The sequence below is a fragment of the Pseudomonas amygdali genome (assembly GCF_002699855.1).
In the GTDB taxonomy this organism is placed as follows: Bacteria; Pseudomonadota; Gammaproteobacteria; order Pseudomonadales; family Pseudomonadaceae; genus Aquipseudomonas; species Aquipseudomonas amygdali.
The window spans coordinates 1-19,834 of sequence record NZ_LKBW01000269.1; the positions used below are offsets into that span (position 1 = coordinate 1).

A 19,834-nucleotide genomic window follows, 5' to 3' on the forward strand; every position below is an offset into this window, starting at 1 on the left:
TTCGGTAGTTTTTTCATCGCTCCATCCTCTCAAAGGTTGGAGTCTCCGAGAAACCCGGGGCGGTTCAATCACTACGCCGGGCAAGTCGGCGGGCACTTCCATTTTGCAGGTGGTGTTGAGGTTGGGGATCAGGCGCGTATTGCCTTGGGCAACGGCGTATTCATCGGCGCCGTTCATTGCGCACCTCCTTTCGGTGTGCCGCTGCGTAGTGCCGATACTTGCGCCTGATGCATCATTTCGCGTTCCACGCGCTCCGTCAGTCCGTCTGCGTTCGTCATTCCTTTCACCAGGCTGCCATCTTCCAGTTTGATTTCATACGAGTGATCCGCTGCTGCCCGCGGGCTTTTTTCGCTGTGGCCGGGGTAGTGGAAGGTGACCTGCTGGGCGGCGGGGTCGCGGCCGAAAGAGGGAATCGCAGCGCTGTCGGTCTTGGGGCCGATCCAGTCGTGTTCGCTGGCGTGCACGGTGACTTTGCCTTGCGAGCCGATTTCGACGCCGCCGCCAATCTTGATGTAACTGCCGTCATCGGCGACCAGGCGAATGGTCGGCGCGGTGATGACCACTTCGCCTTCGACGGCCGAGACGTGCAGGTTTTTCTGGGCATTGAGGGCGATGTCGTCTTCCTGGGCCTGCACCAGCACTTTGCCGCGGTTGGCGATGGCGCTGATCCCAGCATCCTGGGCGAAGGCTGACAGCCCTTTGCCCGCTTGCAGGTGCATGGCCGCGCCGCTGGTCAATTGCAGGTTGTTCTGCGCGGTGGTGTCGTGATGTTCACCGGCATAGTGAACCTGCGAGCGCGGCGTGGCGCTGGCAATACCTGCTGCTGCGGTCATGGCCAGTACCGGGTCGCCCAGGCTGTTGCTGTCCGGCGCGGGCCATTGATTCAGCGACTGACGCAAGGCGTCGATGCCTTGAACATCCACTGCCTGACCGCCGCGCGCGGCGGCGGTTTCGCCGAGGGATTTGAACAGCTCGCCGCACTCGGCCAGCAGTTTGAGCAGCTCTTCGCGATCCAGCTGTGAGCCTTTTGCGTCGGTACGCGCATAGGTGGTCAGCAACATGCCCTGCGCGGCACGCAGGGCGATGGCGGCATCGGTGCGCAGTTCTGCGCCGTTGCCGCGTGGCTGGGCGGTGCCGTCAGTACGCGGGTCGGTCAGTTTGCCCAGGTTGAGGGCTGTGGCCTGATGGGTTGTGCCCATGCGCGCGCGCAGTGAGCCTGGTGTGTCATCGAACAGCAATTCGTTGAAGCCGCTGCCTTTATGTTCCTGGGTGCGGATCCCCGACAGCATGCGGTTGCCCGGCAGCCCCGAGGCCTTGCTGAAGCGCGGTGGCAGATGAATGTTGTTGTAGAGCCCCGACGTCACCAGAGGCCGGTCGATATCGCCTGCCAGAAATGTCACCAGCACTTCCTGGCCGATGCGTGGCATGAACTGATGCCCGAAGCCGCTGCCAGCACTGGGCATCGCCACCCTTAACCAGGTGGTGCCTTGCGGCAGGCTGTCGCCACGCTGCCAATGGAACCTGACCTGTATCCGCGCCAGCTCGTCAGTGAACACTTCCTCACCTTCCGGCCCGACCACGATGGCGCTCAGCGGGCCGTTAATGCTCGGGCGCGCAACGGTGATCGGATGCCGATAGGGGATCTTGTGGCGAATGCACACGAACTCGTTTTTGTAGCCTGCGCTTTCGTCCGACAGGTAATTATTGCTGCCCTCATGCTTGACCGTTATCAGCAGAAAACTGCGATCTTCAGCAGAGCCGCGGTCATGATCAAAATGCTGGGTCAGCTCAAAGGTGTGGCCAGGGTACATGGCGCGGCAGGTACTGTTGCCGGTGAATGTCTTGCCCTGTACTTCAATGGCTTCCAGGCGCTGACGCACCAGGCGTTCACCGTCTTTGAAGGTGCCATGACTGTAGTGATCGAGCACGTCATACACTTCATACGCGTCGACGTTGCCCTGCTCATTGAGGCTCGGCATGCCGACAGGCAACTGATTACGGGGCTGCTTGTAGTCAAATGTCTGAATGGACATGCGCCCCGATTGCAGGCGTCGATGGCTGCGCCATTCGGTAATCGAGTCCGCTGTCTCGGTAACGGATGCGCTGTGATAACGAATGCTTGGCTGTTGCGGCAGGGGCGAGAGGTCACGCGAGTGATCAAGAATGATCAGCGTGTGCTTTTCCTGATTGTGATCGAAATAGAAGAACAGACCTTCGTGTTCCAGCAACCTCAATACAAAGGTCAGATCGCTTTCACGGTACTGGGTGATGTAACTGTGTTTCTTGAGTGGCTGGCTGAGTTGAAATTCGAAGTCGGGCAACGCGCCGTAGGCCGCAAATACCGTACGGATAACGGCTTCGATGGTCTGTTCCTGAAATATGCGCGAGTCGACGCGTCGCGAGAGCATCCATAGCCAGGGGCTCAGTGTGGCGCTGTAGCGGGCCAGGCCGCCGTCGCTGCCTTCCAGGCTGAAGGCACTGATATAACCATTGATGTAGCGCGATTCGCCGGTGGCGAGTTCTATTGCCAGCTGTGCAGGCTGGCCGATCTGCGATTTGAGTTCCAGGCCGGCGTCGCGGCTAATCATCGACAACTTGAAACTGAACAGCTCGGACAGGCTTTCAGTGCCGGAAAAACTTTCCAGCAGGAGTTCCTGTTCGTCACGGGCAACGGTCGTCAGCTTGATCAAGCGACGGTTTTGTGGCGCAAATAGCGCCGTTAGATCCTTTAACATTGTTGCTCCGTTATATAAAACCAGCCGCTCGTTCCGCTAGAGAGTGCTGATATAGAGAGGGGCGTGAGTCTATAGACTTCTTTCCGGGGGCACACACTTAAATTGCAATGGGCCATCACCGGGCAACATTACTCCTCATGGCGCGCTGAGGTAGTGGGGAATGGCTAACGATTTCGTCGTCCAATTCATAAGAAGCTGTAGTGCGTTTCTTACGGCGCAATGAACACAGCCATGCAGGCTGCAAGACTTTGCTTTTGGAGAGGGCTGGAGGCGTGTGCTATGAAAAGCCCTGGCTCACGAGCATCAGGGCTTTTTAGTTGGCGTTTACTGCAGGCTTATATTGGCCAGCGTGACGATAATGCCGATGCCCGCGACAGTGGCGGCTACTGCGTTGATGGAGAACACTGTGCGTATCTTTCTGGACAGTCTCCATGGCTTTACGGCGAACGCATAAATCAGCAGAAAGATGATCGCAAAGATTTCCACCTGCGCGAGCAGCACTACCGCACTGCCCAAGGCCATTGATCCGGACAGGCCATCAGCGTCTCGCGACAGATAATATGTCAGCAGGGTGCCGATGATGGGTAGCCAGATCCCCAGGCTGATAAGAATCAGTGGGATGGGGTTGAAAGGGCGTGTTTGGTTTTCGGTGTCCACTTTTTTTCCTTGATGAGTGATCCAGCGATCAGGGTTTCTCGATCTCTGAAACTTCTGTCGGCGCCTCGGCCTTCGCGGTGCGTATCTCGCGGCTCCATTGCAGGATGATCATCACCAGCGTTGGAATGCCCAGTAAAGCGGTGATCAGGAAGAAATTGTGATAACCGAATTTCTCCACCACCACGCCGGAGTAACCGCCCAGCAAACGCGGCAACAGCAGCATGATTGAGCTGAGCAGTGCGTATTGAGTGGCGGAAAACTTAAGGTTGGTGAGGCTCGACAGGTAGGCGACAAACGCTGATGTCGCCAGCCCTGAGCTGAGGTTGTCCAGTGAGATGGTCAGGATCAGCATCTTCACGTTCGGGCCCATGTCCGCCAGCAACAGGAACAGGATGTTGGTCGCTGCCGAGGTGAAGCCGCCGATGAACAGGATCGGCATGATGCCGAAGCGTACGATCAGCAGACCACCGGCGCCAGCGCCCAGCAGGGTCATGATCAGGCCGAAGATCTTGCTGACACTGGCAATCTGGTCCTTGGTGAAGCCCTGGTCGATGTAGAACACGTTGGCCATGACGCCCATCACCGTGTCCGACATTCGATAGGTTGCAATCAGGCCCAGCAGCAGCAGCGCCTGCCAGCGATAACGCATGATGAAGTCGTTGATCGGCGTAAGCACCGGTGCCAGCCCGCGGCGCCCCATAGAGGACAGGCAGGCGAAGGTCAGAAGCGTGTAGAGAATGGCGCGCAGAAAAGCCCGGTCTTCCAGCAGCAGGTCCATCCAGCTGGTGCCGTTGAACAGCACGCTGGCGAAGTCGGTGTTGTAAAGCTGGGTAAACATTGCCGGTACTGAAACCAGCAGCACAATGAGCACGAACACCGAGGCCAACTGGTGGGTAAAACCATAGCGCGCTGCCGACAGCTGGGTGCGCAACGGTACGGGTGGTTCGCGCATGATCAGCGTAGTGACCAGCGCTGGCAGCATCAGCAGGCCAAACAGCACATAGGTGCCGGTCCACGCCGAATGCTTGTAAGCAAAGCCTGTGGAGCCGAAACCTTCAGCGAAGTACAGCGCGCCCGCGGTCGCCAACAGTGCGGCCACCCGATAGCCGGACATATAGCTGGCGGCGAGGGCGGCCTGCTGGGTGTCCTGAGCGATTTCAAGGCGATAGGCGTCGATGGCGATGTCTTGGGTTGCGGAGGCGAAGGCCACCACCACGGCAATTGCGATCAGCCAGGATAAATGCTTCTGCGGATCGCAGAAGCCCATCCCGATCAGGCCGAGAATCACCAGACTCTGTGCCAGTACCAGCCAGGAGCGCCGCCGCCCCAGCTTGCCCAGAAACGGCAGGCGCCATTGGTCGAGTAAGGGCGACCAGACCCATTTAAAGGCGTAGGCAAGACCGATCAGGCTCGCATAGCCGATGGTCTCGCGAGCAACACCGGCTTCGCGCAACCACACGGATAAGGTCGAAAAGACCAGCATATAAGGCATGCCCGCAGCGAATCCGAGCAGCAGTAACACTAATGTCGACGGGCTGGCATATGCGGCGAGCGCGGCGCGCCAGGTTTTACGGGGCATGGGCTGGAATCTGCCTCAGGTTACGAAAACAAAGGGCGCACTCTAACCGCTGTGCTATAGGGGACGCCAGCCATGGCGCTGCATATCCACCCGATTATTCAGAATGTTAACGCCCTCGGCGCGCAAACGGGCCCGCTGTTCGTCACCGGACACACTGCCAACGGGCAGACTGAGCCGACCACCGGCCCCCAGCACCCTATGCCAGGGCAGGGAAGAGCCGTCCGGCAACTGACTCAATGTACGGCCCACCCAGCGCGCAGCTTTGCCCAGCCCTGCCAGTTCAGCCAGTTGACCGTAGGCGACCACCTTGCCCTCCGGTATTTGCGCCATCGTCAGGTAGAGGGCCGTACGTCGCATTTCGGCAGCTGACGGCTCGCCAGGGTAAAGAAGTGTCAAGTCCGGGTCGGTCACGCGTTTATCCTGTATAAAACGATATTGATTGTCGTTCGCGGAACTTTGGTCGATCGCTGCTGTCTGTTACCACCGTGTCCGGCGGTCCATGGATTGAGATCGCCTTGATGTTTTTCTGCAGGATGATGCCCGCCTTCCCGCCAAACAGAGCCTGATTACCGCTTATGTTGTCCAGAACCCTGCTGTGCCTCGCAATTACTACTGTTTCCACTCCATTGCTTGCCGACACTGTCTGGTTGAAGAACGGTGATAGGCTGACTGGCACAATCAAAGTGTTCGACGGTGGCAAGCTGCTATTGCAGACCGAATACGGCGGCGCTATTCCGTTGGACTGGAAGCAGGTCAAAACCCTGCAAAGCGATCAGCCACTCTTGGTAAAGCAGGATGAGCACACAGGCGAAGTCTCCAAGTCGTTGCAGGCTTTGGACGACGGCAAGGTCGTACTGGCTAATAGCGATGCACCCAAGACCGTCGAACTGGCAAGCATTCATCAGATCATCAAGCCCAAGCCGGTTATCACTGATCTTGTCTGGAAAGGCAATATCGATGCGGCGCTGGATTTCCAGCAGGCAGAAAACGACACCAATGACTACAACATTGCCTTCAAGACTTCGGCGCGTCACGGCCAATGGCGCCATAACGCCAAAGGCGATTACAACCGCGAAACGACCGATGATGTGGTCGGCACCGACAACTGGAGCGCCGAATACTCGCTGGATCGCTTCCTGACCGAGAAATTCTTGTCACCTACAAGCGCGACAAGATCGAAGACCTGTCGCGTCAGCGTGTTGTCGGTACAGGTCCTGGTTACCAGCTGTGGGATGACGAGCTGGGAGCCTTCAAGGTCGGTGCGCTGCTTAACCGCACAGATTTCGAATTCTCCAATGGCCAGAAGGAAAACTTCTATTCGGTCGCAGGTACCTGGGATTACAACCGCTACCTGATCGGCAAGAAGTTCGAGTTCTTCAGCAACGGCGAGCTGGGCAAACCGTTAAGCGGCGTTGCCGATTACTCCATGGATGTCGAAGCCGGGCTGCGCTACAAGGTTACCGACTGGGCGTCGCTTAACCTGAAAGCCGAGAAAAACATCATCAGTGGCTCGGATAACGGCGACGTGGACAAGACCCGCTACACCGCCGGTTTCGGTGTGAGCTGGTAAACACAATGTGGCGAGCGATGCACACCGTGTGCATCGTTCTGCCAGGATGCGTTGACTAGATTCTCATCGCGCCGTCCAGCTCCAGTATGCGGCCACTGAAATAATCGTTTTCAAGAATGTAAGCCACCGAGTGGGCGATTTCGTCGGGCTTGCCCATACGCTTGAGCGGGATGGCCGAGGTCATTTTCTCAAGTGCTTCGGGGCGCATGCTGCCGGTCATTTCGGTTTCAATGAACCCAGGTGCCACGCCCGCCACGCGGATTCCGTAGCGTGCCAGTTCCCTTGCCCAGGTAACGGTCGCGGCGGCAACGCCGGCCTTGGCTGCCGAGTAGTTGGTTTGTCCGATATTCCCCGCCCGTGAAATCGACGAGATATTGATGATCGCGCCCTGGCTCTTCTGCTCGATCATTTTCGCCGCCACCTCGCGCGTGCAGAGGAATACGCCGGTCAGATTGACGTCAATCACCGATTGCCATTGCGCCAGGCTCAGTTTGGTCATCACGCCATCCTTGACCTTGACCAGCAGGCCGTCACGCAAAATACCGGCGTTGTTGACCAGGCCATGAATGGCCCCGAAATCCTCGGCGACCTTGTTGACTGTGTCGACGACCTGTTCTTCATTGGCGACATTGCATAGATAGGCGCGAGCATTGACCCCGAGCGCCTCACAGGCTGCGACAGCCTGATCAAGCTTGTCCTGATTCAGGTCCAGCAGTGCCAGGTTCGCGCCCTTGCCAGCCAGATATTCGGCCATGGCTCTGCCTAGCCCCTGGCATCCGCCGGTGATAATTATCAGCTTGTCTTTCAATTCCATGTGCGTGCCCAATCACAGTTGATCGTTTCCATGGCATCACTGGCTTGATGCGAGTGCTTATGCCATAGCCAGAGCACGTTATAGGCTGTTTTCGCCCGTTCGTCTCGCCTCTGCCACCCAGCCCTGAAATACACCGATACACGTTTGTGAAGCCCAGGTTCAGCTGACTTATGCGCATAATTGAGCTGTTACCCAAGCGCAGGGAGCTTGAATTAACGACCTTCTGACATCACATACGGTCTACTCGGAAGGCATTCTTCCCTTGAGGAACTCATTTGATGCGTGTTTTTTTGCTGCTGTTTTTATTATTCCCGGTACTTGAGCTGTTTCTGCTGGTTCGTGTCGGGATGTCCATCGGCTTTCTCTGGACCTTCTTGCTGGTCGTCGCGACGTCCATGCTCGGCTTGTTCGTCATGCGGGTAGCCGGTTTTGCCACGGCGCTGCGTGCGCGCGAAAGCCTGGCGCGTGGCGAGCTGCCTGCCCAGGAAATGCTTGAAGGCCTGATGGTCGCCGTCGGTGGCGGTCTACTGCTGTTGCCCGGCTTTATCAGTGACATTCTGGGTGTGATCTGTCTGCTGCCGATTACTCGTCGTTTGCTGATCAACAAGGTTCGTCGCCGTGCAGAGGATCAGGCTATGCGTCAGCGCGCCTTCGCCGATGATCTGCAGACTCAGGCCAATCAGGGACCTGCCAGCCATCGCCCGAATGCCATTCACCAGCCGACCCGCGAGCCGGATGTGATCGAAGGCGAGTTCGAACATCGCGACAAGTAGCCGTTACACCCCCGGCAGCGCGGCACCTTCGGGTGCCGCGCTCGTTTTGGGGTGGCAATTGGGCTGTAAAATTTTTTTGCCCAAGACTTGTAATCACTTTGCTCGCCCTTATGTATGGGTCACCGCAAGGTTTCTGGCATGAAGGCCAGACCGTATTCTGCGGTTCGCGCGTCGAACCGTAACCGGCAAGTCCGGATTTAAACCGGCCGGTGCACTCACCGGACGATCAAACAAACATAATCAGGAGATCGACAATGAAGCTTCGTCCTCTGCATGACCGCGTCGTAATCCGTCGCAGTGAAGAAGAAACGAAAACTGCCGGCGGTATCGTTCTGCCAGGTTCGGCTGCTGAAAAGCCTAACCGCGGCGAGATTGTTGCTGTGGGTACCGGCCGCGTGCTGGACAACGGCGAAGTACGTGCGCTGGCTGTGAAAGTGGGTGACAAGGTTGTGTTCGGCCCTTATTCCGGCAGCAACACAGTGAAAGGAGACGGCGAAGACCTGCTGGTGATGAGCGAGAACGAGATTCTTGCTGTCGTCGAAGGCTGAGTGCTCCCGCTGATTTCCGTTACTACAAAGTATTCAAGGAATAATGATCATGGCTGCTAAAGAAGTTAAATTCGGCGATTCTGGCCGCAAAAAAATGCTCGCCGGTGTAAACGTCCTGGCTGACGCAGTTAAAGCGACCCTGGGCCCTAAAGGCCGTAACGTTATCATCGAGAAAAGCTTTGGCGCTCCGCTGATCACCAAAGACGGTGTGTCGGTTGCCAAGGAAATCGAGCTTAAAGACCGTTTCGAAAACATGGGCGCGCAGCTGGTCAAAGACGTTGCCTCCCGTGCCAACGATGACGCCGGTGACGGTACTACCACCGCTACCGTTCTGGCTCAGGCTATCGTCAACGAAGGCCTGAAGGCTGTCGCTGCCGGCATGAACCCGATGGACCTCAAGCGCGGCATCGACAAGGCGACCATCGCCATCGTTGCAGAGCTGAAGAAGCTGTCCAAGCCTTGCACCGACACCAAGGCAATTGCTCAGGTCGGCACCATTTCGGCCAACTCTGATCACTCCATCGGCGACATCATTGCCGAAGCCATGGAAAAAGTGACCAAAGACGGCGTTATCACCGTTGAAGAAGGTTCGGGCCTGGAAAACGAGCTGTCTGTTGTAGAAGGCATGCAGTTTGACCGCGGTTACCTGTCTCCGTACTTCATCAACAAGCCAGACACCATGGTTGCCGAGCTGGACAGCCCGCTGCTGTTGCTGGTCGACAAGAAGATCTCCAACATTCGCGAAATGCTGCCGGTTCTGGAAGCAGTCGCCAAGGCTGGCCGTCCTCTGCTGATCGTCGCTGAAGACGTTGAAGGCGAAGCGCTGGCAACTCTGGTTGTCAACAACATGCGCGGTATCGTGAAAGTTGCAGCTGTCAAGGCTCCAGGTTTCGGCGATCGTCGCAAGGCCATGCTGCAGGACATCGCTGTTCTGACCGGCGGTACCGTTATCTCCGAAGAGATCGGCCTGAGCCTGGAAACCACTACCCTGGAACACCTGGGTAATGCCAAGCGCGTCATCCTGAACAAAGAAAACACCACCATCATCGATGGTGCTGGCGTCAAAACCGATATCGACTCGCGTATCTCCCAGATCCGTCAGCAAATCGGCGACACCAGCTCGGACTACGACAAGGAAAAACTGCAAGAGCGTCTGGCCAAGCTGTCTGGCGGCGTTGCAGTGATCAAGGTCGGTGCCGGTTCCGAAGTTGAAATGAAAGAGAAGAAAGCCCGCGTTGAAGACGCCCTGCACGCAACCCGCGCAGCCGTCGAAGAAGGCGTGGTACCTGGCGGTGGCGTAGCACTGGTTCGCTCCCTGCAAGCTATCGAAGGTCTGAAAGGCGACAACGCTGATCAGGACGTCGGTATTGCTCTGCTGCGTCGCGCCGTTGAAGCACCTCTGCGCCAGATCGTTGCCAACTCCGGTGACGAGCCAAGCGTTGTTGTCGACAAGGTCAAGCAGGGTTCGGGTAACTTCGGTTACAACGCTGCTTCCGGCGAATACGGCGACATGATTGAAATGGGTATCCTGGACCCGGCCAAAGTGACTCGCTCTGCTCTGCAGGCGGCGTCCTCCATCGCCAGCTTGATGATCACCACCGAAGCGATGATCGCTGACGTGCCTGAAGACAAGCCAGCAGGCGGCGGCATGCCGGACATGGGCGGCATGGGTGGTATGGGCGGCATGATGTAAGCCGGCTTTACCCCGAAAAGCTACACCCATAAAGAACCCCGCCTTGTGCGGGGTTTTTTTGTCTTGCTGTTCCGGATCAATCAGTGCGTCGGTTGTACTTTGCTGTTATCGAGGCCCTTGGGTTCGGGGCGGTAAAGTACAAAGTAGTAAACCCCCAGACAGATCAACCAGCAAAACACTGCAGTCCAGATGTTATGGGAAAAGAAGTGCGCGCCTTGCAGCATTCGGCCGATAGAGAACACTGTTCCCAAACCGAAGGCCAGGGCCAGCCCCATTTTCGCCATTCTCGGGCGGCGGTCGCGCAAGGCGAAGAACAGGGCAAACAGGGTAAAGCCGGTGGCTGCATGACCACCTGGCCAGCAACGCCCTGGCTTGTCGGTGGCAGGGCGCGGGCTCAACAATTCGCTGTAGGTTTCCTGGCCGCCGAACTCGGTGAGGCTCCAGGGGCATTGCACCGAGGTCATCACTTTTACTGGCGTCACGAAGGCGGTTGAAAGCGCCATGGACAACACCAGACAACCCAGTTCTCTGCGCCAGGGGATCAGACGTTCTACCTTGAACGACGCAGCAAAGCCGATCATGGCCAGTACGCCGAAAACCATCACCAGTTGTTTGGCGCGGTCGTGAAGGACGTCTTCCAGAAAATAGCTGTGCCTGCCAATGAATTGCCCACTGACGGGATCGAAGGCAAGCCTGGCGATGTCCATGTCCAGCGAAGTCAGCTCAAGGAGTACGAGGATCAGCGCGACAACAGCGGGGATACCCAGATAAATCCACGGATTGATTGGGCGAGAGTAGGGTGGGGCGACGGTTTTCGACATATCGAATCCAGATCGGTGAAAGGCATGCCGCGTTCATTGTGTGCGACGGTTTGTCTCAAAGTGTGTCATGTGCTTTGTAAATCATAGGTGAAAAAATCGTCATACCATATCGGCGCTGGCCCTGAAGCTCACTTCGTCTTAAGCTGCGCCAGCCCAAACTGCATATGAGAGTGCGTTATGCGAATTCTTCTGGTTGAAGACAACCGCGACATCCTGGCGAACATGGCCGATTACCTGGGCATGAAAGGCTATACCGTCGACTGCGCTCAGGATGGCCTCTCAGGACTGCACCTGGCAGCCACCGAGCATTATGACCTGATTGTCCTCGACATCATGCTGCCGGGCATCGACGGCTACACGCTGTGCAAGCGTCTGCGCGAAGATGCCCGTCGTGATACCCCGGTCATCATGCTGACCGCACGCGATCAACTGGACGACCGTCTGCAAGGCTTCCGCTCTGGCGCTGATGACTACCTGCTCAAGCCGTTCGCCCTGTCCGAACTGGCCGCGCGCATCGAAGCGGTGTTGCGCCGTGCCCAGGGCGGCGGACGGCGTACCTTGCAGGTGGCCGATCTGGTCTATGACCTCGACACCCTTGAGGTGACGCGTGAAGGCCGGATGCTCAAGCTCAACCCGGTCGGGCTCAAACTGCTCGCCGTCCTGATGCAGAAAAGCCCGCATGTATTGCGCCGCGAGATTCTGGAAGAGGCTCTGTGGGGCGACGACTGCCCGGACAGCGACAGCCTGCGCAGCCATGTGCATCAGTTGCGTCAGGTGATCGACAAACCGTTCGGCAAACCGCTGTTGCAGACCGTGCACGGTGTGGGCTATCGCTTGGCCGAGGGCCGGGATGGAGTTTAAACAGAGTCTTGCCCAACGGATCATCATTGCCTTTGCATTGATGAGCGCACTGGTCGCCGGGTCTTTCGCCATCGGAATCATCTCCACGGTCCATCTGGTCGAAGAAAAACTGATTTCTGCCGGCCTCGGCGGCGATCTTAATCGCCTGATGCTGATGGACAGTGTCAGTGACTGGAGCCACCGGCCCAAGCCCGATCAGTTGTTCTACTTCAGCAACGGTCCGGGCGATTTCGATCTGCCCAAAGACCTTCGGCACCTTGAACCCGGTTTTCATGAGGTCTTCCGTGGGCCACTGTCGTACCACGCCATGATCGAGGTGGTGGACGGTCGGCATTACGCTCTGCTTCAGGATCAGAGCGATTTTGAAGAGCGTGAGCGGGTCCTGTTCGCGGTCGTGCTGGTTGGTTTTGTTCTGGCGTTGGCACTGGCGGTATTTCTCGGCTGGGTATTGGCCCGCCGGGTGATGGCGCCGGTAGTGCGTTTGGCCAGGCAGGTTCGTCACCGTGACCAGTTGCTGGGGCTGGCACCGCCACTGGCGCCTGACTACGCCGCTGATGAGGTCGGCGAGCTGGCGGTGGCGTTCGATGCAACGCTGGGGCGTCTGAGGCAAGCGTTGATTCGTGAGCGCATGTTCACCAGTGACGTGAGTCACGAGCTGCGCACCCCATTGATGGTACTGGCCAGCTCCTGCGAGCTGCTGCTGGAAAACCCTGCGCTCGACCTGCGAGGGCGTCGTCAGGTCGAGCGCATTGGCCGCGCCTGCGAAGAGATGCGTGATCTGGTGCAAACGTTCCTCATGCTCGCCCGCACCCAGCGTGAGGATCCGGCCATGACGCCCAAGGCCACGCTGGTCGGGGTGGCTGAACAGTTGATCTCTCAATGGCGTGATCCAATAGAAGGCAAGGGGCTGCAACTGACCTACACGCCACCTGCCGATGACCAGCTGTCCGAAATTCGTTACAACGCGACCTTCCTCCATGCCGTGATGGGCAACTTGCTGCGCAACGCGCTGCACTACACCGATTACGGATTCATTGCGCTGACCCTGCACGCCGAAAGTTTCACCGTGGAAGACAGTGGCGTCGGTATTCCAGAGGAAAAACGCGAGGCCATGTTCGAGCCATTTGTGCGTGGCAATGAGCAGCGCGGGGAAGGCCTGGGCCTTGGTTTGTCACTGGTGCAGCGCATCTGCGCCAACCAGGGATGGAGCGTCGATCTCACGCCCATGGAGCCGCACGGTTGCCGGTTCGAAGTGACATTGAACCTGAACAAAACCTGACGTTCATTTTGAGCAAATCCACCTCAGTGTGTGGCGGTAAATCGACCGCACTTCGTCGATAAGTCACACATGGCGTTTAACTCTCTGTAAAATCTCGAAACATCTGAAGTACAAAGGTAACAATATTTTCACATTCAGATGACCTGACAGTGACAGTGGTGCCTTTAGTTTGGCCCGCATCAACGTCAGGAGCGGCTCCCATGAGCGACCGTATAGAACTCGAGTTTTCCCGCAAGTACGACAAGTCGCATGCTCGTCAGTACCTTGAAAAGCATCAGGACGGTCTGTGGCGCAAGTTGTCGCATCATCGCGATGAACAACTGGCGAGAAAGGCGCTTCACTTGGCCGGTGACCCGGGCCTGGTGCTGGATCTGCCTTGCGGTGCGGGGCGTTTCTGGCCATTGTTGGCCGAGAAACCGAACCGCTCGATCATCGGTGCTGACAACTCCGCAGACATGCTCAGTACCGCTTGTGCATCACAGCCGGCAGAAGTTGTAAAAAGGGTACAACCTTTGCAGACATCTGCCTTTGACATCGACCTGCCTGATAACGCAGTAGACAGCATCTTCTGCATGCGCCTGCTGCACCATGTCGGCCAATCAAGCGACCGGATGGCTCTATTGCGTGAGTTCCAGCGCGTAACCCGTGACAGTGTGATTGTCTCATTGTGGGTCGATGGCAATTTCAAAGCATGGAAGCGTGCACGCCTTGAGAAACAGCGCCTGCAGAAAAACGGGCAGGAAAGTTACCAGAATCGTTTTGTGTTACCGGTTGCTACCGCAGAATCCGAATTTGAACAGGCAGGATTTCGTATCCAGAACCGGATGGATTTTCTGCCGATGTACGCCATGTGGCGTGTCTACGTCTTACGTAAAAGGTAAACAGATGGGTTTGCAGTCCTTGAAAGAGCCAGTTGTGAACTCGGTGCAGGATGAGTTCAACCATTTCTGGAGTCAGCACGGCGAATGGGTTGAAGAACCCAATTCCCGTCGAGGTGGAGAAAGTGGTGTACAGCGGCTTACGATGGACAACGGGCAAACGCTTTATGCCAAGCGTCAGACAGGGCATATATACCGCAGTTTGCTGCACCCTTTGGGGCGACCGACTGTATTGCGTGAGCGTGAAGCGCTTGAAGGTCTGCGCAAGCTTGGCGTAGTCGTGCCGGAAGTGGTGTTTTGTGGTGCCGAGCGTGGCGAGGACAATGCCTGGCGGGCATTGCTGGTCACGGTTGCGCTGGAAGGTTTCGAAGAGATAGAAAAGTGGCAGGCTGGCGGAGGACGCGAGCGGCATGGCGAGCTGTTCTATGAACTCGTGCTCAAGGAAGTGGCGGCCACCCTGGCCCGCATGCACCTTGGCCGCTGGCAGCATAGCTGCCTGTATATCAAGCACATATTTGTACGTGTGACCGGTGAGGGGCCGGATGCCAAAGTCGAGGTTGCCTTGCTGGACCTCGAAAAAGGCCGGCGCCGCCTGACAGCGCAAGGGGCGGCCCAGCATGATATGAAACAGCTACGACGCCATTCGTCATTCAGCGCTGCAGACTGGCAAAAGTTGATCTACTTTTATCAGGCAGCGTTTGGCAGCTCTATCAAAGGTTTAGAGTCATGAAGCTAGAAGTGGCAAGAGGTCTGTTTATCTTCGGTGCATTGGCAATTGCCACCGTCGCAGTGGCAGCGCTTGAACAACCGTCTACCCAGATACTCACGACACAGCACGGCGAGGGATATTGCCCGTTGCCGCGTGTGGCCAAGAGTCTGGTGAGCGTGCAGCCTGATCATGACCTGTTGCTGTTCATGTACAGCCTGGCGCAAGGGGCTGGGGTCAGGAACTGAGGCGCTTTGCTGCCTGACTTCTGACTATCCTGCTTGAGCCAGATGAAGGTGGTTGTCCCACAGCCCTGCTGGCAGGTCCAACGGTTTGGCCAGCAGTTGCGCTTTGCGACAATCATAGAAGCGGCAACGCCCTTGGCCCGAAGTCACGACAAACCCGTCGGCTACCGCACCCACGCCTGCGCAGTCCGGTAGCGGCGCATCCAGCTTCAATGCACCGCTGTCCAGATCCCAGATAAAGAACCGGTTGCCACGCGGCGCTGTCAGGGCTACCAGGCGCAGATCACTGTGCACTGCAACGCTTGCAGTGTAATGAGCCATCGCCCGTAGTTGTTCTTCTGCCACCGGAAAGGCCTGAAAGGGCTGCCCCGGACGTTTGATTGCCAGCAACTCGGCTACTTCGTGGCTGTCGCCCATGAACTGCTGGCCTGCCACGATGGTGCCGTCGCTGGCGATGCCCATGTGACGCACGCTGTTCATCTGCTGGGAAAGAGTCTCCTTGCTCAGCAATGTACCGTCACGCTGCATGATCACCAGGCTGGGCTGCATGGCATTCAGGTTCATCTCTACCCGGCTTTCCGCTTCGGTGCGAATACCGCCGTTCGCGACTACCAGCGTTTCGCCATCCGGCATCCACGAAACCTGATGCGGACCGATACCGTGCGTAGGAATTTCAGCCGAGTGCAACCGCCGTTCGCGACTACCAGCGTTTCGCCATCCGGCATCCACGAAACCTGATGCGGACCGATACCGTGCGTAGGAATTTCAGCCGAGTGCACCAGTCGCTGATCAACGAATCGATAGACGCCCAGTAGCCCTCGGCCTGGGTCAAGGGTGTCGTTTTCCGTCGCATACAGCCATTCGCCGCCGCGGTGAATCACCGCATGACCATAGAAGTGTCGGTTCGGCTGCGAAGCGATGGTTTGCAGCAAGCGGCCATCGCGCAAATCGATCAGATAGCTTTCAGTACCTGGACGACGTGCGATGAACACTGCAATCGGCAGGTCGGGATGATTGATGATGTCGTGGCAGCGCTGGCCCACCTGGGTGGCAAATACCTGCGTTCCGTCGAGATGGAAACCCACCGCGTAGTGTTTGCCTTCGCCATCGTCGCGAGCGGAGAGCAGCAGAGGGGGTGCGTCTTTTTGCCTGAACAGCGTCCAGCCGCCCAGCGTGAAAGCGCTGAGCAAGAGACTGCCGAGGGCCATGGCCTGACGTCGCAACATCACGTGTACCTCTTGATCAATCGCCGTCGTTGGCGTTGAAGCCCAACTGAATGCCCAATGCCTTGGCCAGCTCGCCTTCGTGCAGGCGGTGCACCGCATTGAGGCTGTCGTAGAACGCATTGAGTTGCTGACGTCCTGTTTCGGTGGCCAGCAGGTCGGCGAGCGGCGGCTTGAGTTCCGACAGTAATTTGCGGCTGGTAGCGTAGGCCGCATCGATTTTGTCAGCCAGCGGTTTCTGCTCGGCGGGCAGCAAGCTGCGCAGGCCCTTGTTGTCGACACCGGTCCAGACCGTTTCGGCGCTGATCAGGCTGGCTTCCAGGCTGCTGAGCGACGATTTGCTGCGCCATGCATCTGCCTGGAAGGGTTGCGGCTGGCCCTTGCTCTGGCGACCCAGTGGCGTGCCCAGTTTCTTCTTCAGACTGTCGAGGGCCGTGACCTGAACCCGCAGCAGTTCGGCGATGGCTTCATGAGAATCTGCGTAGCGCTGGTTGGGGAATTTGCTCAGTTGCGCAAGCATGCCGTCGGTACTGTTCCAGCTGCTGAGGATTTCCTCGGCAAGCTGCTTTTGACGCTCGCCGATTGCAATCAGCAGCGGGCAGTAGCGGGCTTTCTGTTCGGTATTGGCCATGTCGATTTCCGCGTCGAACAGAATGTATTCGTAAGCGGACAAACCTTGCACCACGACGCTGGCCTTGGACAGCTCCTGAGCAGTGATCTGCGGCTGTGCCGTCACCAGTTGCTCGACCTGCCGGCCAACCAGGTTCTTCTTGTCTGGCCAGAACTGTATTTGCCAGGCGCGATTGCCCTCGGCCAGAGGGCCGATCAGCAGCGGTTGCAGCTCGGCCCAGGTCTTCTGCGCCTTGAGAAAGTCGGCGCGTGCTGTGGCCAGATCAGTCTTGCCCTGACAGAACGCCAGTGCGCTGGTTGCCAACTGACGATCAGCATCGACCCAACGGCTGTAGGTCGGCAGGATTACCTGTTTGGCAATGGCTGCGGACGTGACCGCCTGAGGGTCGGATGGCGAGCAGGCACCCAATGCAAGCGCCGCAAGGCTGGTCAGCAACAACTTGGGTCGGAACATGTCCGGCTCCTTATTTTATTTTCGAAAGATGATTTTGAAAAAATAATGTTGAACGAGACGATTCTGGAATGGGAGCAATCATAACGAATTCAGAAACGCCAACAGCGCTTCACGCTGTTGCGCGTCAAATGCAAGAACCTGCCGCTGCGCTGCCTGGGCTTCGCCGCCATGCCACAGTATCGCCTCAAGTACATTGCGGGCGCGACCATCGTGCAACAGTTGGGTGTGCCCGCTCACCGTGCCGGTCAGGCCAAGCCCCCACAGTGGGGGCGTGCGCCACTCGCGGCCAGTGGCCTGGAACTCGGTACGGTTATCGGCCAGCCCTTCGCCCATGTCGTGCAGCAGCAAATCGCTGTACGGGCGAATATCCTGATTGGCCAGCTCAGGTTCGACGGCGTCGCTACGAGTCTTGAACGAGGGCGTGTGGCATTGCTGGCAACCCGCCTCAAAAAACAGATTCTTGCCCGCCAGCACCTGAGGGTCATCGACCTTGCGGCGTGCCGGAACCCCCAGGTTGCGTGTGTAGAACTCCACCAGACGCAGGATGTTGTCGCTGACCTCCGGCTCGCCGTTCGGGCCATTGCCGTTGGGCGCTGCCAGGCAATCGGTCTGGGCTGGCGTGCAGTCATCAAAGCGGCGCAGGCTGGTAGTCAGCCCCATGTCGCCGGAAAAAGCGTGCACGTTCTGCTGATTCAGGTTGGGTTGCCCGGCTTTCCAGCCGAATCGGCCCATGACGACTTTTTGCTGTGCATCGTCCCAGACCCAGTTTGGGCGTCCCGATATGCCATCGGCGTTCTTGTCATCCGGGTCGGCATTGGCAAGAATTGCTTCATCGGCAATCGCCTCAAGCAACCCCAGCCCGATCATCGGCGGGGCTATGCGCGCCGAGATGTGGGTATCGGGGTGCATCGGTCCGTAACCCAACTGGGTGATTCGGAGGGTCGGCTGGCGCAGCTCGACTGAGGTGCCATCGCGAAACTCGACCGCCAGCGCATCGTACTCGACCCGCACCTTGCCCTCGGGGGCCACGCCGGGGTTTGACATGTCCTGCAACTGCCCACCGTAAGTCGGCTCAGGCAGCACGCCATTGCGCTGCACAAGATCGGCGTAGGCCGGGTCATCAGGAATCGAAAGCCTGACCAGCATCGACACGGCGTTGCTGTCGCCAGTTTCTGGCGGATGACCACGACCGTCCTTGATGTGGCAGTTCTGGCAAGCGTTGGTGTTGAACAACGGCCCAAGCCCGTCGCGAGCGGTCGTGGTCGATGGCGCAATCACCCACGGACTGCGGAAAAAACTGTTGCCGACACTGAAGTCCAGCCGCCGCACGGGCGACAAGTTGGCCGAGGGCATGGAAAAGGCACTGTGATCGCTCTTCCTGACCGTCGCACTGCCTCCGGACAAGGCTTCTCCCGGCTCGGCATGAGTGAAACGCGGGGCGTCATCGCATGCACTCACGGCCAGAGTCGTAAGCAAGGCGAGGGATAGACGGAGCCGCGTACTCATACACATCCTGCAACGAGGCGAAAATCGGGGCGTGCAAGCTTATCAGCCTCGTGCGGTTTGAATAAGAGGGATTATCGTTTGCCCGCTCTGACGTAATGCGTTGTTACGAATCTCTGAGGCTGGTCCGGTCCCGGCATTTTTGCCTATGCTGCACATGTCGAAGTTGACAGCACACACAGACAGCATGCCCAGCAGAGGCCACATCAATGGATAACCCGGAAAACAGCGCGCTCGTGACCACAATCGAGACGCTGGAAGCGCTCTATGGCCCGATTGCTCCTCCTTCCATGATCAAGGAAGTTGACCATATTCACGCGGTTTACCGGCCCTTCATCGAGTCGGCACCCTTTATTGTGCTGGCCTCTGCCGGGTCTGATGGCCTTGATGCGTCCCCGCGTGGCGATCATTCGGGCTTCGTGCATATCGAGGACAGCAAGACGCTTTATCTGCCTGACCGGCGCGGCAACAACCGCATCGATACCCTGCGCAATATCATCAGCGACCCACGCGTCGCGTTGCTGTTCCTCATCCCTGGCGTGGGCGAGACCTTGCGGGTCAACGGAACAGCGCAGATATCGGTTCAGCCCGAACTGTTGTCGCGTTTTGAGGTGAACGGCCAACTGCCCAGGTCGGTGCTGCGCATCTCCGTGACCAGCGTGTACTTCCAATGCAGCAGGGCAACCATCAGGTCCGGTTTATGGGATGCAACCCGGCACATCGAACGCAGCGCGCTGCCGACTGCCGGGCAAATACTAAAAGCGGTTTCTGCCGAGCAGATCGACGGTGACGCCTATGACAAGGCTTTGCCGGGACGCATCGCGGATACGTTGTATTGAAGCTCCGGGAACTCGTTTCTGCAATG

17 protein-coding genes and 2 pseudogenes are annotated in these 19,834 nt (G+C 57.8%); 10 read left to right on the forward strand and 9 right to left on the reverse strand.

Annotation, left to right across the window (positions count from 1 at the left end; genetic code table 11):
• Positions 1-173: 173 nt before the first annotated feature.
• From AO277_RS17880 to AO277_RS17895, 4 genes are all read right to left on the reverse strand, one after another.
• On the reverse strand, positions 174-2,735 hold the full coding sequence (locus AO277_RS17880) for a type VI secretion system Vgr family protein (RefSeq protein WP_044318493.1): 2,562 nt from the start codon (positions 2,733-2,735) through the stop codon (positions 174-176).
• Positions 2,736-3,059: 324 nt separating this feature from the next.
• Positions 3,060-3,392: a hypothetical protein gene (locus AO277_RS17885; protein ID WP_004656474.1), complete on the reverse strand. Its 333-nt coding sequence runs from the start codon at positions 3,390-3,392 to the stop codon at positions 3,060-3,062.
• A 28-nt stretch (positions 3,393-3,420) separates the two neighbouring features.
• Positions 3,421-4,971 (reverse strand): AmpG family muropeptide MFS transporter, encoded by a 1,551-nt coding sequence (locus AO277_RS17890; protein WP_044318494.1) that lies wholly within the window; start codon positions 4,969-4,971, stop codon positions 3,421-3,423.
• 54 nt (positions 4,972-5,025) lie between these two features.
• Positions 5,026-5,382, reverse strand: coding sequence for an MGMT family protein (locus tag AO277_RS17895; RefSeq protein WP_080899226.1), 357 nt, complete (start codon positions 5,380-5,382; stop codon positions 5,026-5,028).
• 164 nt (positions 5,383-5,546) lie between these two features.
• On the opposite strand from AO277_RS17895, the pseudogene AO277_RS17900 reads away from it, so the two are divergent.
• Positions 5,547-6,541 (forward strand): annotated as a pseudogene (locus AO277_RS17900) (DUF481 domain-containing protein).
• 55 nt (positions 6,542-6,596) lie between these two features.
• On the opposite strand, the gene AO277_RS17905 reads toward AO277_RS17900, so the two are convergent.
• On the reverse strand, positions 6,597-7,355 hold the full coding sequence (locus tag AO277_RS17905) for an SDR family oxidoreductase (RefSeq protein WP_044318495.1): 759 nt from the start codon (positions 7,353-7,355) through the stop codon (positions 6,597-6,599).
• 278 nt (positions 7,356-7,633) lie between these two features.
• On the opposite strand from AO277_RS17905, the gene AO277_RS17910 reads away from it, so the two are divergent.
• The 3 genes from AO277_RS17910 to groL all read left to right on the forward strand — a co-directional run bounded on the left by AO277_RS17910 (position 7,634) and on the right by groL (position 10,369).
• A complete protein-coding gene (locus tag AO277_RS17910) occupies positions 7,634-8,128 on the forward strand; it encodes an FxsA family protein (protein WP_002555024.1) in 495 nt (164 codons plus the stop codon).
• Positions 8,129-8,382: 254 nt separating this feature from the next.
• Positions 8,383-8,676, forward strand: coding sequence for a co-chaperone GroES (locus AO277_RS17915; protein ID WP_002555023.1), 294 nt, complete (start codon positions 8,383-8,385; stop codon positions 8,674-8,676).
• 49 nt (positions 8,677-8,725) lie between these two features.
• Positions 8,726-10,369, forward strand: coding sequence for a chaperonin GroEL (gene groL / locus AO277_RS17920; RefSeq protein ID WP_002555022.1), 1,644 nt, complete (start codon positions 8,726-8,728; stop codon positions 10,367-10,369).
• Between the two features lie 80 nt (positions 10,370-10,449).
• On the opposite strand, the gene AO277_RS17925 is transcribed toward groL, so the two are convergent.
• Entirely contained in the window at positions 10,450-11,190 is a 741-nt protein-coding gene (locus tag AO277_RS17925; protein WP_002555021.1) for a phosphatase PAP2 family protein, read from the reverse strand.
• Positions 11,191-11,367: 177 nt separating this feature from the next.
• Between AO277_RS17925 and colR the strand changes: the two genes are divergently transcribed.
• From colR to AO277_RS17950, 5 genes are all read left to right on the forward strand, one after another.
• The gene (gene colR / locus AO277_RS17930; RefSeq protein WP_002555020.1) at positions 11,368-12,051 is read left to right on the forward strand and encodes a two-component system response regulator ColR; all 684 of its coding nucleotides are present in this window, start codon (positions 11,368-11,370) and stop codon (positions 12,049-12,051) included.
• Positions 12,041-13,330, forward strand: coding sequence for a sensor histidine kinase (locus tag AO277_RS17935; RefSeq protein WP_002555019.1), 1,290 nt, complete (start codon positions 12,041-12,043; stop codon positions 13,328-13,330). Before colR ends, AO277_RS17935 begins: the two co-directional genes overlap by 11 nt.
• A gap of 200 nt (positions 13,331-13,530) precedes the next feature.
• Positions 13,531-14,211 (forward strand): class I SAM-dependent methyltransferase, encoded by a 681-nt coding sequence (locus AO277_RS17940; RefSeq protein ID WP_002555018.1) that lies wholly within the window; start codon positions 13,531-13,533, stop codon positions 14,209-14,211.
• 4 nt (positions 14,212-14,215) lie between these two features.
• The gene (locus AO277_RS17945; protein WP_002555017.1) at positions 14,216-14,938 is read left to right on the forward strand and encodes a lipopolysaccharide kinase InaA family protein; all 723 of its coding nucleotides are present in this window, start codon (positions 14,216-14,218) and stop codon (positions 14,936-14,938) included.
• Positions 14,935-15,162, forward strand: a complete 228-nt coding sequence (locus tag AO277_RS17950; protein WP_044318496.1) for a hypothetical protein — start codon at positions 14,935-14,937, stop codon at positions 15,160-15,162. Before AO277_RS17945 ends, AO277_RS17950 begins: the two co-directional genes overlap by 4 nt.
• 24 nt (positions 15,163-15,186) lie before the next feature.
• Here the strand turns inward: AO277_RS17950 and AO277_RS17955 are convergent.
• From AO277_RS17955 to AO277_RS17965, 3 genes and pseudogenes are all read right to left on the reverse strand, one after another.
• Positions 15,187-16,385, reverse strand: a pseudogene (locus AO277_RS17955) (DUF1513 domain-containing protein).
• 16 nt (positions 16,386-16,401) lie between these two features.
• On the reverse strand, positions 16,402-17,466 hold the full coding sequence (locus AO277_RS17960) for an imelysin family protein (protein WP_044318498.1): 1,065 nt from the start codon (positions 17,464-17,466) through the stop codon (positions 16,402-16,404).
• Positions 17,467-17,544: 78 nt separating this feature from the next.
• Positions 17,545-18,972, reverse strand: a complete 1,428-nt coding sequence (locus AO277_RS17965; RefSeq protein WP_044318499.1) for a di-heme oxidoreductase family protein — start codon at positions 18,970-18,972, stop codon at positions 17,545-17,547.
• A 206-nt stretch (positions 18,973-19,178) separates the two neighbouring features.
• Between AO277_RS17965 and AO277_RS17970 the strand changes: the two genes are divergently transcribed.
• On the forward strand, positions 19,179-19,808 hold the full coding sequence (locus AO277_RS17970; protein WP_044318500.1) for a pyridoxamine 5'-phosphate oxidase family protein: 630 nt from the start codon (positions 19,179-19,181) through the stop codon (positions 19,806-19,808).
• The last annotated feature ends 26 nt before the right edge of the window (positions 19,809-19,834 follow it).